At 43.4% G+C, this 15,867-nt stretch carries 14 protein-coding genes; 2 read left to right on the top strand and 12 right to left on the bottom strand.

Annotated elements, in window-relative coordinates; genetic code table 11:
• Positions 1–116: 116 nt before the first annotated feature.
• The 9 genes from CYG50_RS22285 to ltnD form a co-directional block, all read right to left on the bottom strand.
• A complete protein-coding gene (locus CYG50_RS22285; protein WP_096865127.1) occupies positions 117–899 on the bottom strand; it encodes a tyrosine-protein phosphatase in 783 nt (260 codons plus the stop codon).
• Positions 900–1,172: 273 nt separating this feature from the next.
• Positions 1,173–1,931: a uridine phosphorylase gene (gene udp, locus CYG50_RS22280; protein ID WP_042848832.1), complete on the bottom strand. Its 759-nt coding sequence runs from the start codon at positions 1,929–1,931 to the stop codon at positions 1,173–1,175.
• Positions 1,932–2,220: 289 nt separating this feature from the next.
• Positions 2,221–3,597, bottom strand: a complete 1,377-nt coding sequence (locus CYG50_RS22275; RefSeq protein ID WP_094961394.1) for a GntP family permease — start codon at positions 3,595–3,597, stop codon at positions 2,221–2,223.
• Positions 3,598–3,607: 10 nt separating this feature from the next.
• Positions 3,608–4,567, bottom strand: a complete 960-nt coding sequence (gene denD, locus CYG50_RS22270; RefSeq protein WP_102139086.1) for a D-erythronate dehydrogenase — start codon at positions 4,565–4,567, stop codon at positions 3,608–3,610.
• Between the two features lie 63 nt (positions 4,568–4,630).
• Positions 4,631–5,398: a DeoR/GlpR family DNA-binding transcription regulator gene (locus tag CYG50_RS22265; protein ID WP_004260836.1), complete on the bottom strand. Its 768-nt coding sequence runs from the start codon at positions 5,396–5,398 to the stop codon at positions 4,631–4,633.
• Between the two features lie 12 nt (positions 5,399–5,410).
• On the bottom strand, positions 5,411–6,190 hold the full coding sequence (gene otnI / locus CYG50_RS22260) for a 2-oxo-tetronate isomerase (RefSeq protein WP_102139087.1): 780 nt from the start codon (positions 6,188–6,190) through the stop codon (positions 5,411–5,413).
• Positions 6,191–6,200: 10 nt separating this feature from the next.
• On the bottom strand, positions 6,201–6,842 hold the full coding sequence (gene otnC, locus CYG50_RS22255) for a 3-oxo-tetronate 4-phosphate decarboxylase (protein ID WP_004260842.1): 642 nt from the start codon (positions 6,840–6,842) through the stop codon (positions 6,201–6,203).
• Positions 6,835–8,112, bottom strand: coding sequence for a 3-oxo-tetronate kinase (gene otnK / locus CYG50_RS22250; RefSeq protein WP_102139088.1), 1,278 nt, complete (start codon positions 8,110–8,112; stop codon positions 6,835–6,837). The genes otnC and otnK overlap by 8 nt, the downstream gene beginning before the upstream one ends.
• Positions 8,109–9,017 (bottom strand): L-threonate dehydrogenase, encoded by a 909-nt coding sequence (gene ltnD / locus CYG50_RS22245; RefSeq protein ID WP_102139089.1) that lies wholly within the window; start codon positions 9,015–9,017, stop codon positions 8,109–8,111. Before ltnD ends, otnK begins: the two co-directional genes overlap by 4 nt.
• Positions 9,018–9,399: 382 nt before the next feature.
• Between ltnD and CYG50_RS22240 the strand changes: the two genes are divergently transcribed.
• On the top strand, positions 9,400–9,789 hold the full coding sequence (locus tag CYG50_RS22240; protein WP_102139090.1) for a YidB family protein: 390 nt from the start codon (positions 9,400–9,402) through the stop codon (positions 9,787–9,789).
• 56 nt (positions 9,790–9,845) lie between these two features.
• Here the strand turns inward: CYG50_RS22240 and metE are convergent, their stop codons facing one another.
• Positions 9,846–12,119: a 5-methyltetrahydropteroyltriglutamate--homocysteine S-methyltransferase gene (gene metE, locus CYG50_RS22235; RefSeq protein ID WP_102139091.1), complete on the bottom strand. Its 2,274-nt coding sequence runs from the start codon at positions 12,117–12,119 to the stop codon at positions 9,846–9,848.
• Between the two features lie 108 nt (positions 12,120–12,227).
• Between metE and metR the strand changes: the two genes are divergently transcribed.
• Positions 12,228–13,184 (top strand): HTH-type transcriptional regulator MetR, encoded by a 957-nt coding sequence (gene metR / locus CYG50_RS22230; protein WP_102139092.1) that lies wholly within the window; start codon positions 12,228–12,230, stop codon positions 13,182–13,184.
• Here metR and CYG50_RS22225 read toward each other — a convergent pair.
• Positions 13,069–13,968: a carboxylate/amino acid/amine transporter gene (locus CYG50_RS22225; protein WP_116068790.1), complete on the bottom strand. Its 900-nt coding sequence runs from the start codon at positions 13,966–13,968 to the stop codon at positions 13,069–13,071. The genes metR and CYG50_RS22225 overlap by 116 nt on opposite strands.
• Positions 13,969–14,025: 57 nt before the next feature.
• Positions 14,026–15,675 (bottom strand): Na+/H+ antiporter, encoded by a 1,650-nt coding sequence (locus tag CYG50_RS22220; protein WP_102139093.1) that lies wholly within the window; start codon positions 15,673–15,675, stop codon positions 14,026–14,028.
• Positions 15,676–15,867: the final 192 nt, after the last annotated feature.

Below are 15,867 nucleotides of genomic sequence, written 5' to 3'. Positions count from 1 at the left end.
ACTGTAGCGAAAAAGTGGTAAATCAAAGTTAAACAAAGCAAAAACACCTTTGGAAAAACCGAGTTGTGGATACAGAAAAATGGATCATCCACAACTCATCTTACAGTTAGTGAAACTTAGTCCAAAAACTGACTTTGCAGTGCTTCTCGTTGTTGCCTTCCTAAGCCAAAATCTTTTTCTAGCCATTGGTCAACATTGCCATAATGGCTTTCAATGCTGTTTAGGGCCGTTCTCAAGAAGTCTTCACGTACTGAATAGACATACTCAAATTTTTTCACAATGCTTTCGTCCATCGTTTTTGCATGCTCTTCGAGTAAATGCTTGCGGTATGGCGCAAGTGTTTCATTAGTCAGTAAGTAATCTTCCATTACTGTGTCTAAATCTGCCCCTAACGCAAATAATACGAGTGCAGACCCGACCCCAGTACGGTCTTTTCCTACCGCACAGTGTTGCACGATCCCGCCTTTTTCTGGCTGCTTGAGTAAATTGACCAATTGGTGATAAGCAGGGTTGTTCAGCGGTAATAATTCATATAAACGAAACATGAAGGCTTGTGGATCAAACTGTTCCAATATTTCTGGTGTGAGTTTATCTAAATTCGCGGTGACTTCTTTAGCTAATGGATTTGCTGGAGCATGAACATAATGCGCTCCTTGCCAAATAACATCAGGCTTATCTAAGATTTCAGCTTCATCACGATAATCAATGATTTGGAAAAGATTTTGTGAACGTAAAACCGCTTCGTCTTCCTGTGTTAATCGGTCTAACGCACCGGAACGGAACAGGACTCCAGGCTTGATTTTTCCACCATTAGCGAGTTTTTTACCACCGAGATCGCGGAAGTTAATACCGCCTTTTAAAGGCAAAACAGAAGGATGAAGATAAGGTGTTGTTGACATAATAATTCCTTTCGCCCTACAGCTTTTATTCCAGTTAACAACAAAACAAATGTAACCTGAATAATTTAAGGGCACATAATATTGATAATTGTTTTTATGACAATAACAGATCTAGCGAATAAGAGGATCAGAATATTTCCTGTAAATTAATTAACAATTGTAATATTTATAAAGGAAATAAAGAGAAATAAGGGATATATAAGAGGACTAAGCCCGCTTACTTTTTGTCCACAACCGAGTGAAAGCCAAGTAAGCGAGCCAGTAAATCACGGACTACAGTAAGCGGCGTGCAGCTTCAACCACAATACTTAATACGTTACCTTCCGTTTTCTTCAGTAACGCTTCATTTGGAATTTCTTGTTGGGTACGATTTACGATAACCCCCGCAACCATACCAGCACGTAACCCTTTACTGCTAGAACACATAGTCAGCAATGTGGCTGATTCCATTTCGTAGTTCATTACGCCCATGTCTTGCCACTCTTTCATCGAACCTCTGAAATGACGCATTACACGGCCGGTATAGGTATCATAACGCTCTTGACCGGGGTAGAAGGTATCTGATGACGCGGTGACACCGACATGAACGGTTGCGCCCGCATCTTTCGCTGCGGCATAAAGCGCATTGGTACAGTTAAAATCAGCAACAGCAGGGTATTCTAATGGTGCAAAGTGTTGGCTAGCGCCATCTAAACGTACAGCCCCCGTTGTGACTAACACATCACCGACATTAATATCTTCTTGAATTGCACCTGTTGTACCAATACGTAAGAAAGTACGGATACCAAGTTGTGCCAGTTCTTCTACGGCAATCGATGTTGATGGACCACCAATACCCGTTGAGCAAACAATGACGGCTTTTCCGTCAAGTTCACCACGCCAAGAGGTATATTCACGTAATGACGCAAGGTGTACAGGGTTATCCATCAGACGTGCAATTTTTTCAACACGGTTAGGATCCCCAGGAACAATCGCTACGGTCGCACCCTGTAAGTCACTTTTCTTTAAACCTAAGTGGAAAACGTCGGACATTTCAAACTCCTTTACACAATGGCATCATTAAATCAGTCGATACTGATTAATCGTTATTTGTAATATAACGAGAAAACGATAAATTTTTAGTGATGAACATCACCTTTAATGAAAACAATAAAAGTTTGATTTCATTATTTAGTGATTTACATCACATATGTTCATTGATTTTATTTCTCTTTAACACCCATTGCCATCAGTATAGATGAAAGTTTGACATAACGACAAAAGCGCCCCTGATTACTGGGCGCTTTGATTATTTGGCAGAACTAAAAATAGTAACGCTATACTAGAGAATTACATCAAGAACGAGGACTCCAACTAGACCTATCGCCCACGCAATGGTGGTCGGAATAGACCAAACAATGATTTGTTGTTTAACGTCCTTAATTCCCATCATTCTGTTCACTACCCAATACAGGCTATCGTTGAAGTAACCGAAGAACAGAGACCCCATGGTTGCCGCTTGCGCCGCGACCAATAAGTTAATATCAGGTATTTGGCTAATGATTGGAGCAGAAATAGATGCTGCGGTAATCATTGCTACTGTACCCGAGCCTTGAATCAAACGAACCAAGGTTGCAATAATAAATGGAATCAATACAGGTGTAATTGGCAGATTTGCTACATGTTCAGCAAGAATATTTCCTGTGCCACTATCGCGCAGTACCGCACCTAATGCACCACCAGCCCCCGTAACAAGCAGAATAATACCGGCTGCTTGTAAGCCTTCTTCCATACGGTCGATGACTTCTTCTTTTGTTGCTTTTGGCATTAATGTGTAAACAGAGATCAACACACTAATTGATAATGCGATAATTGGTGCGCCTAAAAATTCAAACGTTTGGAAGTACCAATTGCTTTCCATGCCTTGGAAAGATTCTGTTTTTAGAATTAACCCATTGATTGCATTTATGAAAATCAACAAAATAGGTGTGATAATTGGTAAAAGCGATAAGAACAGGCTGGGTAATGGTTTATTCGCTTTTTCTTCCATATAACGAGCGTGAACTTCTTTCAGGTCTTCGCTGCCCGTTTCATCTGGCATAAATTCAGGGTACTTAGTCCCTAACCATTTTGCATACAAAACAATACCGATAACACAAGGAATAGCGAGGCTCATACCCGCGAGGATCATCGCGCCAACATCGACACCAAAAATCCCTGCAACGCCTAAAGGCCCCGGAGTCGGTGGAACAGTATGGTGTGTCACCACCAACCCACCAGCGAGTGCAACGCCTAGAGTCAGTATGCTACGTTTACCATTTTTGGCTAATGCTTTTGCCAATGGATATAAAATCACAAAAGCAGAGTCAACGAAGATAGGAATACTGACAATATAACCGGTAATTGCTAACGCCCATTCTTCGCGTTTTTTACCTAGCCATTTGATAAAGCTATAAGCTATCTGTTCAGCAGCACCTGAAACTTCCAGCACCCTTCCCATCATTACCCCGAGTCCAATAACAATACCGATGCTACCGAGTGTTGACCCAAAGCCTTTTGTGATGACTGTCACCGTCTCTGCCGCGGTCAAACCACCGGATATACCCGCGATTGCCGCAGCAATTAGCATTGCTAATAACGCATGAACACGCGTTCGTAATACTAAAAAGATCAGGACAAATATGGCCACTGCGAGGCCAATAATAGGAATATAGGACATAGGCTATCTCCTACTTAGACGAACCGTGGTTGGTGATAAACGAACGGATCGCATCACCAAACGAGCCATCGGCACGGAAACCGAGATCCAATGCACGGCTGATATCAAATTTGCCCGGCCAGCTCGCCACAATACGGTTAATGGCTTCGTCAGGTTCAAAGCGAATCAGATCTACCGCTTCTTGGCCTGCAACATCACGTAACGCATCAATCATGCCTTGGACGGTAACGGTGATACCTGGCAGGTTCACAGTGCGTGATTTACCGAATTTCTCAGCAGGGATACTCACTGCATGAATAAAGTTGTTAATCACAGTTTCAGGGCTAGATAACCATAGCGCGAGGTCAGGGGAGACAGGACAAACACTTTCAATCCCATTTAATGGCTCACGAATAATGCCACTTGCGAATGAAGAGGCCGCTTTATTTGGCACACCCGGACGAATACTAATGGTTGGCAAACGCATCACACGGCCATCAACAAAGCCTTTACGTGAATAGTCATTGACCATCAATTCACACATGGCTTTTTGAGCGCCATAGGACGACTGTGGGTTAACGACACACAAGTCTGTGATGACATCAGGTAGCTCACCACCAAACACAGCGAGAGAGCTGGTGAACATAAATTTGATTGCAGGGTTCTTGGCACGAGCGACTTCCAATAATTGGCGAGTGGCTTCAAAGTTAACCTTCATTCCCAAGTCAAAATCACTTTCAGCGTGGCTACTTACGATAGCTGCAAGGTGGAAAACCACATCGGTTTGTGCATCAATCAGTTTATCAGCTGCCCCTGCTTGCGTTAAATCTAACGCAACACAACTGACTCTGGCATCTTCAACCGGTGATGTAGGGCATTGAATATCGGCTAAAACAAGGTGGTCAAATTTTAAACCCTGGCGATTTTTAAGCAAAGCAGCGGCTAGCTGCTGGCCCAGAAAGCCTGCGCCACCAGTAATAATAACTTTCATTGTAATTCTCCTTGCTATAGCCTTTTAACTGGCTATGCAGTTTTAGGTAAGATTATTTATGTTTTATGTCTTGATTAAATGAAGTTTTATGTTTTGTTCTGTTATCCGCTGCACCACATCAGTTGGCAATTGGTCATCACAAATGATGTCGTGCAATTGATTCAATGGGCAAACACGAAACATGCCATATTTGCCGAACTTACTACTGTCTGAAACCAGCACACAACGGCGAGCAACATCCAATAGCGTTTGTTTTATCTGAACTTTTTCCTCATGTGGAGTAGAAACCCCATGCTGCAAATCCCATGAACTGGTGCTGATAAAAGCAATATCAACATTGAGCGTTTTCAGCATCATCGCAGCCGTATTTCCGACACTAGAATGGTTACGTTTATCCACTAATCCCCCGGTGTGGTATAGGTTTAGCTGCGATTTATTCATTAAGTACTGCATAATGGAAAAATCATTGGTGACAATCGTTAAATTAAAACGCTCGCCAAGTACGCGTGCTATCTCAAAGGTGGTTGTTCCCGCATCGAGATAGACCACTTGCCCATCTTCAACTAATGAGCTGGCAAACTGGCCAATTTCACGCTTATGGCGATGATGCAACCGTGCCTTTTCACTCCAAGGTAGCTCTTGGCGCAATACATCATTTAACTTAACGCCACCACTGATACTGAGCACCTTCCCTTCTTCTTCTAACATCCGAATATCACGTCGCACTGTCATATGAGAGACATTCATTAGCTCAACCAAGTCACTGATCGATACGGTTTGATGTTCATGCACGTAACGGTAAATAAAATCACGACGCTCAGAAGGGAGCATAGGTTCTCCTAATTATGAATTTGCTTGTTTAAGCCAGCCTAATCCATCTTCGGTACGGCCTGCTGGATGATATTCACATCCTAACCAGCCTTCATAACCCATTTCATCTAATTGCTTAAAAATCCATGGGTAATTGACTTCACCGCTATCCGGTTCATGACGATAAGGGACTGACGCTATCTGAATGTGACTAAATTTACCCCATAAACGCTCAATTGTTTTCAATAAATCACCTTCCATAATTTGGCAGTGATATAAATCCAACTGAATAAAGACATTTTCACGATTAATTTCAGGCAGTAATGCTTCAGCTTGTTTTTGCGTGGTCAAAAAGTATCCGGGCATATCACGGGTATTGATGGGTTCGATAAGCACACGAATACCGTGCTCAGCCATCACATCGGCCGCATATTGAATGTTTTTGATATAACACGCAGTTTGCTGTTCAAGTGTATAGTTATCATTCACTTTTCCTGCCATCGCATGAACTTGTTTACAACCTAACGCTTTCGCATATTTCAATGCGGTCTGTACGCCTTCGGCAAATTCGTTCTCACGACCGGGGATCGACGCCATTCCGCGCTCACCTTGTGCCCAATTTCCTGCTGGCATATTAAACAGAGCCTGAGTTAAATGGTGTTTACTCAGCTCACCAGCAATGACATCGGCATCTTCTTCATAAGGAAAAAGATATTCAACACCTTTGAACCCTGCATTTGCAGCTCGCTCAAAGCGCTGTATAAAAGGCACTTCGGTAAACATCATACTTAGATTTGCAGCAAATTTAGCCATTTTCGCCTCGCTACTTTTGTGGATAACGACTTTCGAGCTGTTCAACTTGCTCTTGCGTTAATGTTGTAAAGCCATGTGGGCGTAATGTGATATATAAGCGAGCGGTATCTTCTAACTCTTCTGCATTAAAGAAAGCTTGTCTTAATGTTTTACCACCCACGACCGGGCCATGATTCGATAGCAATACCGCATTATGTGTCGGTGCTAATTTTGCAATTTCCTCACCAATTCGGTCATCCCCCGGTGGCAAGTATTCAATCAATGGCAGTTTCCCCACTCGCATCACATAATATGGTGTGATTGGAGGCAAACAATTTTTTGTATCTAACCCCGGCAAGCAAGACAACGCCGTTAACCAAGGTGAGTGAAGATGAACAACCGCTTGGCAATCAGGGCGTTGCAGATACATCGCCATATGCATAGAAACTTCTTTTGTCGGTTTATCTCCCCCAATCCAATTGCCTTGTGCATCGAGCTTACTCAGTTTGTTAGGGTCTAAATCACCAAAACTGGAGTTTGTCGGTGTCACGATAATCGAACCATCAGGTAACCGAGCACTAATATTTCCTGCGCCACCGCTACTGTAGCCGCGGTTAAACATTGATTTAGCCCAATCGACTAACTCTTGGCGCAGCGCCTTTTCATCACTCATTAAACATCTCCTGTGCAAACTGGAAGAAATTTTCTTGGCCGAAATTACCTGATTTCAGCGCCAACCAGTTACCGCTTGCTAAATCCTGTACCCATGGCACACCAGGGGCAATTGGTGAACCAATACTTAATTGTTCTGTTCCAAGGCTTTGAACCACTTTTCCAGAGGTTTCGCCGCCAGCAATAATAAAGGTGTCATACCCTTTCGCTTGCAACAGCGCGACTACTTCACCAAATACCTTCTCGACCGCGAAACTTGATTCCGCTGCGCCATATTTTTCTTGTGTCTGTTTCAATAATTCAGGTGATTGAGTGGCATAAAGCATTGGTGCTAAACCAGTTAGTTGCTGTGCTTGCACCCAATCTGCCAATGTTTTGGCATACTCAGGGTTATTTAAACACTCCCCCACATCCAACATTTTTGCAGGGGCAACTTGCTGATAAGCCAGCACTTGTTTGTTAGTCATTACCGAGCAACTGCCTGATAAAACAACTGTTTTCCTGTTTTTACCTGTTGGTTTTTCACCTCGTTGCGTTGTGCCGCCCCATGAACATTGGCTATCCACATTGGCCAGTGCAGCACCGAGGCCGGAACCCCCAGTTAACAATGGCATCGCTTTAACCGCTTGTGCGATAGGAAGCAAATCATCCATCGTCAAGCCATCAACGACCGCGTAACTCACACCTTGTTGAGCTAATTCGGCAAGTTTTTGGCTAACAACGTCACTGCCTTTTTGAATATCATCAAGTCTGACTAAACCTGCTTTGCCTTTTGATTGCTTTTCCATCACACGCAATAAATTTGCGTCGGTCATTGGGGTTACAGGGTGATGCTGCATGCCACTTTCATTAAGTAGCTGGCCATTCACAAACAAATGACCATGAATAACTGTTCTGCCGTTAATCGGTAACGCAGGGCAAACTAATGCTAAGCCTGTTCCCAGTTGCGCCATCAATGCATCTGTAACGGGACCAATATTGCCTTTTTCAGTTGAGTCAAACGTCGAGCAATATTTAAAGAAAATTTGCTGACAATTCGCTTTTTGTTTCAGCCAATTGCACGCATTGGTCGATGCACTGACAGCTTCATCGACAGGACAAGAGCGGCTTTTTAAACTAATGACTATGGCATCAACATCTTGTGGTACCGGTGTGTTTTCATCGGGTTCATTCAATAATTGGACGACCTTCCAACCGTTTTGCACCATAAAGCCTGCGATATCAGTCGCACCGGTAAAATCATCCGCTATTACGCCTAACTTCACTGTCATGCTTTTTTCTCCGGTAAAGTAATACCTTTAAATGTTTTGATCACCGCGCTGTCATCCTGCAAACCAAAACCTTCATTGCTCGCTGAAATAAACATTTGATGGGCGGTTGAAGCTAGTGGGAGCGGGAAATTTAATGCTTTCCCTGTTTCCATCACTAGCCCTAAATCTTTGACAAAAATATCGACTGACGATTTTGGGGTGTAATCACCATCTAGAACATGTTGCATGCGGTTTTCAAACATCCATGAATTTCCAGCTGCATGGGTAACAATGTCATACATCACATCAAGGTTAATACCCGCTTTGGCGGCTAAAGCCATACTTTCTGCAGCAACAGCAATATGCACCCCAGCTAATAACTGGTGAATCGTTTTGACGGTTGAGCCTAAGCCAACGTCATCCCCTACACGATATAAGCGCTCAGAAATAGCGTCAAATACGGGTGAAAGCCGCTCAAATAAAGCAGGCTCACCTGAAGCCATTATGGTCAACTTCCCTTCAGCGGCTTTAATTGAACCGCCTGAAATAGGCGCATCTACAAGCGGTAATTGATATGAGGCAAGGCGCTGAGCGATATTTTTTGTTTGCTCAGCGGAGAGTGTGCTATGCAGTACAATAACTGTACCGGGGCGTAATTGCTCAACAAGAGGCTGTTCACCCGAAAATAAAATCGCTTCAACTTGACGACCATTGACGACCACTAACAATAAAGCGTCAATCTCATGGGCGAATTCCGCTGCATTTTGCCCCACTGCAACAGCTCCACCACGAAGTAGGCTTTCGCAAGCACCTTGGTTTAAATCAAATCCATAGGTAGGAATGTTATTTTTTATAAGAGATTGTGCGATCCCCATCCCCATAGAACCTAGGCCAATCACGCCAACTTTATTAACGAAATTTCCCATAATGACCCCTGATGTTGTTAATCTTCGTGACTGTTGTGAATTTTCACACAATAAAATTCACAAACACATGACTAACATCACATTTAAGATAATATAAAAAACCAACAAATAAAACGTAACCAATTGAATCAAAACAAATTAAATGAACAAAACCCTCAGCACCCCCTTCACAAGATAATGTGATAAAAAATGTGATGCTCATTGCGTTTACTCACATTTAATTCACAAATGAAAAACCGTTATTTTTCTACTGCACTATATTCAATGCATCATTTCTATTGACCTAAAACTCAAATTGCTGAAAATAGCCGACTACAATTTTTTGAATAATGCTCCATACTATGGATGAGAGCATAAATTGGCTGATTGCCTAGGAGATAACATGGGGTTATTTGAGCAAATGATGGGTATGGTTGCAGGCGACAAAATGCAACAATTTCAATCAGTAATAAACTGGGTTGAGGAGCAAGGTGGCCTTCAAGGTGTTATCGAAAAATTTAACGAACAAGGCTTAGGTGGTGTTATTGCATCGTGGATCAGTGAAGGTAATAATTTACCTATCGATGCTAGCCAATTAATGCAAGTTTTTGGAAATGCCAATATCCAAGAGTTAGCTCAACAGGTTGGCTTAGAGCCTCAAGCAACCTCAGAAATGATTGCTAAATATCTTCCTCAATTAGTTGATAGTGCCACACCAAATGGCGAAGTTCCTGAAAGCCTCGATCTTGCTTCTATCGGTATGAACTTACTGAAATCTAAATTATTTGGTTAATATTTTCTAAAAGGCAGGTTTCCCCTGCCTTTTAGACACACTAGCTGATCACCATTTTACTGCTCATTTCTAAGCTGTTTCGCTGCCTCAACCATGTTAGCTAATGCTTGGCGAGTTTCTGGCCAGCCGCGAGTTTTTAAGCCACAATCTGGGTTAACCCATAAACGTTCCACCGGGACACGCTTCGCCGCCTTTCTTAATAATGCAACAATCCATTCCACATTAGGTACATTTGGTGAGTGAATATCATAGACACCGGGACCAATTTCATTTGGATAATCAAAATCTTCGAATGCGTCTAACAGATCCATATCTGAACGTGATGTTTCAATCGTGATCACGTCGGCATCCAGAGCCGCAATAGAATCCATGATGTCATTAAACTCGCAATAGCACATATGAGTGTGAATTTGCGTGTCATCATCAGCAATCGCAGCACTAAGCTTGAAGGCGTCAACAGCCCATTTGAGGTAAGCCGCCCACTCATCTCTGCGCAGTGGTAACCCTTCACGCAGTGCAGGCTCATCGATTTGAATAATACCGATCCCCGCTTTTTGTAAGTCATCGACTTCATCACGTAACGCTAGCGCAATCTGTTTAGCAATCGTTTCACGGCTAACATCTTCACGTGGGAATGACCAACACAGAATAGTGACAGGGCCAGTTAACATCCATTTGACCGGTTTCTCCGTTAAGGACTGAGCGTATTTTGCCCACTCCACGGTTATCGCTTCTGGGCGACTAATATCACCAATAATCACTGGGGGCTTAACGCAACGTGAGCCATAGCTTTGAACCCAACCATTTTGGGTAAATACATAACCATCAAAGTGCTCACCAAAGTATTCCACCATGTCATTACGTTCAGCTTCGCCATGCACAAGAACGTCGATATCTAAAATTTCTTGTTCTTTAATAGCTTGCTTAATATGTTCACTAATATTGGTGCGATAGTAGGTTTTATCCACATTTCCTTTTTTGAAATCTAAACGTAGCGTTCTAATTTCACTGGTTTGTGGGAAAGAACCAATCGTGGTGGTCGGCCATAATGGTAAGTTAAAGCGTTGACGTTGGCGCGCTGCTCGCTGTGGATATGGGCTATAACGCTCAGTATCCCCTTCACTGATTGCAGCCAGACGCTGAGCCACTGATGCATTATTCACTCGAGTTGATGTTTTACGCGCTCGAATAGGTGCACTGTATGTCTCTAATTCAGCAATGTGACTGTCTGTTGGCTGATTTAACGCTTTAGTTAACAGAGCAAGTTCTTCGCATTTTTGGATAGCAAAAGCGAACCAGCTTTTTACTTCGGTATCTAAACGCGTCTCATCATTTAAGTCGATTGGGCTATGCAGTAATGAACATGACGTTCCTACCCATATATCACGCTGACCTAAGAGCGGTTTCACCTGTAAAAATTTTTCACCTAAGTCCGCCTTCCATACATTACGGCCATTAATAATTCCCAGTGATAATACCCAATCTGCGGGCAGCACTTGATGTAGTTTTTCAATATCATCAGCGCCTGCGACCACATCAACATGTAAACCTTGCACTGGCAATTGCTTAATCAAGTCTAAATGGTGGCTCACACCATCAAAATAGGTGGTTAACAACAGCTTTATATGACCTGACAGCGCTTGATATGCGTGCTGATAAGCTTGCTGCCATTGCTCTGGCAAATCTAACACTAATGCAGGCTCATCAATTTGTACCCACTCAAGGCCTTTTTCTGCTAAGCGAGACAAGATCTCCTGATATACAGGTAATAATTCATTCAATAATGATAAGCGGTCGAACGGTTCACCTTTCACTTTACCTAACCAGAGGTAGGTTATAGGGCCAATGATAACGGGTTTTACCTTGTGGCCTAATGCTAATGCCTCATCGACTTCATCAAACAGTTGTGTCCAAGACAGGGAAAATTGTTGCCCTTTTTGAAATTCAGGCACGATGTAGTGGTAGTTCGTATTAAACCACTTCGTCATCTCACCTGCGGGAGCGGGTTTGCCCGTTGGTGCGCGACCGCGAGCAACACGAAATAAGGTATCTAAATCAATCGAACCATCTTCATTTTGATGGCGTGGCGGCACATTGCCCAATAGCAAACTGGTTGCCAGCACTTGGTCATACCAAGCGAAATCACCAACGGGTAATAGCTCAACACCTGCACTTTTTTGTTGTTGCCAATGGCGCGCACGTAACTGATAACCGGTTTCTAATAGCGCGGCTTGGTCAATCTTGCCTGCCCAATAATCTTCTTGTGCACGTTTTAGCTCTCTTTTTAGACCGACACGTGGAAAACCAAGTGTATGATTTATAACAGACATATTGACCCCTTAAAATATTTAGCCGTCTAGATGTTTACACATCCATAATCAACAGGTACTGTATAAAGCACAAGCGCAAATTTTTCATTGTCACCGTGAAGGTTTCTCATGATCGAACTAAAACATTTAAAAACATTGCAAGCGCTCAGCCAATACGGTTCATTAGCGGCAACAGCAACACACTTGCACCAGACACAGTCTGCTTTATCACACCAATTTAGTGATTTAGAGCATCGGCTAGGTTTCCGGTTATTTATTCGTAAAAGCCAACCTTTGCGCTTTACGCCACAAGGGGAAGTCTTATTACAGTTGGCACAACAAGTCCTGCCATTAGTAAAAGATGCCATTCGAGTATGTAATGAGCCTGGGGTTTGTGCGTTACGCATCGCGATTGAATGCCATAGCTGCATTCAGTGGTTGACCCCTGCACTACAGCAATTCAGACAAACTTGGCCACAAGTTAGTGTGGATTTTAAATCTGGGGTGGCGTTCGACCCACAACCTGAATTGCTCTCAAGGGAATTGGATATTGTGATGACTTCTGACATCTTGCCAGATCAAGGCATCCACTATACGCCAATGTTTGATTATGAAGTGAAGTTGATTGTGGCGAACGACCACCCCCTAGCCAAGAAACCACATATTGACCCCCATGATTTGGCAGATGAAACGTTGCTTATCTATCCAGTACAACGGGATCGCTTCGATGTGTGGCGCCATTTTCTGCAACCTGCGGGTGTGTCACCTAACGTAAAAAATGTCGATAACACATTAATTTTAATCCAAATGGTCGCTGCTAAAATGGGTATCGCTGCACTTCCTCACTGGGCGGTTGATTCATTTGAAAAACAAGGGCTAATAAAAACCAAAACCTTGGGTAGCGGTTTGTGGAGCCGGCTGTACGCGGCCTGCCGTGAAGGAGAACAGCGCCAGCCAGCTATTGAAGCATTTACTGAGGCGACGACGGATCACGCTGTGGAGTACTTGTCTTATGTGAAGGCCGCGAAAGGATCCAACGCTTATGCACCCAAAGAGAAGCAACTATTAAGCTCGATCCTATGGTAAAACTCAGCCAATCCGGGTGTTGTTGCCAGATAGCAAAATTCACTAATAACCCCGCTGGGACCATCATGTTATTCATAATAGCAAGGGTTCCGGCATCCACTTTGGTTGCGCCATAGTTCCACATAAAGTAGCCAATGCCTGAAGCTGCAATACCCAGCCACAATAAGACGCCCCACTGGAGAGTCGTTGTCGGCATCATCGATTTATTACCAAATAGCAGCCATCCAAGCAATGCAACTAGCGTTGCACCAAGGTAAAACCATGAGAAAGCCTGATGTTGAGGGATCGGATGTATCTCCATCAGACGTTTATACCCCACCTGTCCAATCGCAAAAAAGATATTTGCTAATTGCACAAAAAGTAAACCTAACCAAAAAGATTCACTCAAGTGGTCATAACGAATAATTGCCGCACCAATCACCGCTAATAATGAGCTAAACAGGTAGCCTTTACGCAGCTTCTGCCGTTCTAATAAGTCATAAATTAACGTGACGTATAGCGGTGTTAACACTGTAAAAAGCAAAAATTCAGCAACAGTAAGGTATTGATAAGCATGGAATACAAACAGGTACATGATGCCAAGTTGGCAAGCGCCCACTAGCATATAGAGCGAAATCACTTTAGCGCTAAACTGGCGCCAACGTAGGAAAGGTAAAAAAACCAGCGAAGCCAGTGCAACCCGCACTAATACTGAGAACCAACTATCTACTTGGCCCGCAAGGTATTCGCCGATAAGACTAAACGACGCTGCCCAAAGCAGCGTCGTGATAACAAGTAACCACATAATGCTGTATTTCGCCCCAAACTTAAGAATGTTGGCTAGAATACTCGCTTTTTGGTTTTAATGCTCTTTTTCGATCAAGACGGCTTCTAATAAGTCCAGATCGACCAACAGCGTTTGTAGCGTCTCATTACTGATTTTCTTGGTGGCGCGCAAGTGATAAAGCTCACCACGCTCTGCACGTAAAGCCGTTAAACGAAAACGTCGTTCAAGGTCTTCTATCAGCAAATTATGGTCAATTTCATCTTGCCCTGCCGTACGTCGTCTTAAATAACCCGTCACACGGGAAGCAACTTCACTGATATCTTCTGAGTCGAGTTTTTCATCAACGTCAGCAGATAAACGTTCCTGCATCTTATTTAAGCTGACAATCGCTACTTCAGCCATTGCGGCTTTTGCCATGCGGATTTCATTGGCATCGGCTTCTTTGTCGCCCACTTTAAAATTACGCAGCAGAAGCGGTAAAGCGACCACACCTGCAAAAATGGAAAATAAGATAACCCCCGCGGCAATAAATACTAACTGGTAACGTGCAGGGAATGGCGAGCCATCCGTTAAAAATAACGGGATAGAGAGCACACCCGCTAAGGTGATCGCCCCGCGTACCCCTGCAAAAGAGGCAAGCCAAAGCTCACGCACGGTATAGTTCGCAAACTGCAGTGGCCTTTTCTTTAAGAACAAACGGCTAAACCTTTTCATCAGCCATAGCCAACAAAAACGCAATAGCAGTAAAGCAAAATAGATAATTGCCACCGCGGCAAATAGCATCCACGTTTCTACGCTTGGGTCGAGATCCGCTTGGATAACAGACGTTTCCCAAATACCGGGCAATTGAAGCCCTAACATGATGAAAACCAACCCGTTAAAGACAAATTCAAGCATCGACCAAACGCTATCAGCACGTAGCCTCATCGCTAATGGAGCGTTACGGATAACCCCCGATTTTGTAATGGTCATACCCGCCGCAACGGCAGCTAAAATACCTGAAAAACCAATATGTTCCGCAATCATGTATGATGCAAATGGCAGCAATAGCATAAATACTATTTGGGTTGCAGGGTCATCACCGCTCCAGCGGCTCATTAGACGTAATGATTTACTGTATAGCCAAGTCACGATGATACCTGCGAGTAGCCCGCCAACCGCAACTTTGAAAAATTCAATGGTAACGCCAGAGGCGCTAAACACCATGGTTCCCATGGCAATTGCTACCGCAAATTTTAATGCAACCAGACCAGAGGCATCATTCATCAATGCCTCTCCTTCTAGCACACTCATCATCCGTTTAGGAATACGCCCTTTTCCAACAATGGAAGATAATGCAACGGCATCGGTGGGCGATAATACAGCCGCTAGAGCAAACGCAGCAATCAATGGAATACCGGGCATCAACCAGTAAATTAAATAACCTATCCCAATAACCGTAACCAATACGAGAACCAACACTAAAATAAAAATTTCTCGACCGTTTTGAAAGAACTCACGGGTTGGCGTTTTCCATCCATCAACAAACAGCAAAGGTGGGATTAACAGAACCATAAAAAGTTCTGGGTCAAAGGTGACATGTAGGCCAAATTGTGGCCAAGCCAATAGCGCACCAATAGCGATTTGAATGAGAGGAAGAGGAATACGAATAGGAAGAATTTTAGCGGCCACCCCTGAAACAGAGACAGCTAAAATCAAAATAAGAATAGTAAAGAAAATTTCCATGTTGCCCTTACTGAATTAACCTAGCGACTAGAACCAAGAATTGCCTGCCGCCGCATAGTAAGAGATAGCACCGTCCAGACCATGATAATTGAGACCAAGCCAGCCACCAGTGGAAGTCATACACAGCCACTTGATTAACTGCCTTCTCTCTATTTTATCCCTAGCCATCCATTTTCGGGGAAAAAATTAAGA

It is taken from the genome of Providencia huaxiensis (assembly GCF_002843235.3).
GTDB lineage: Bacteria > Pseudomonadota > Gammaproteobacteria > Enterobacterales > Enterobacteriaceae > Providencia > Providencia huaxiensis.
This window is presented reverse-complemented; position numbering and strand designations above follow the sequence as displayed.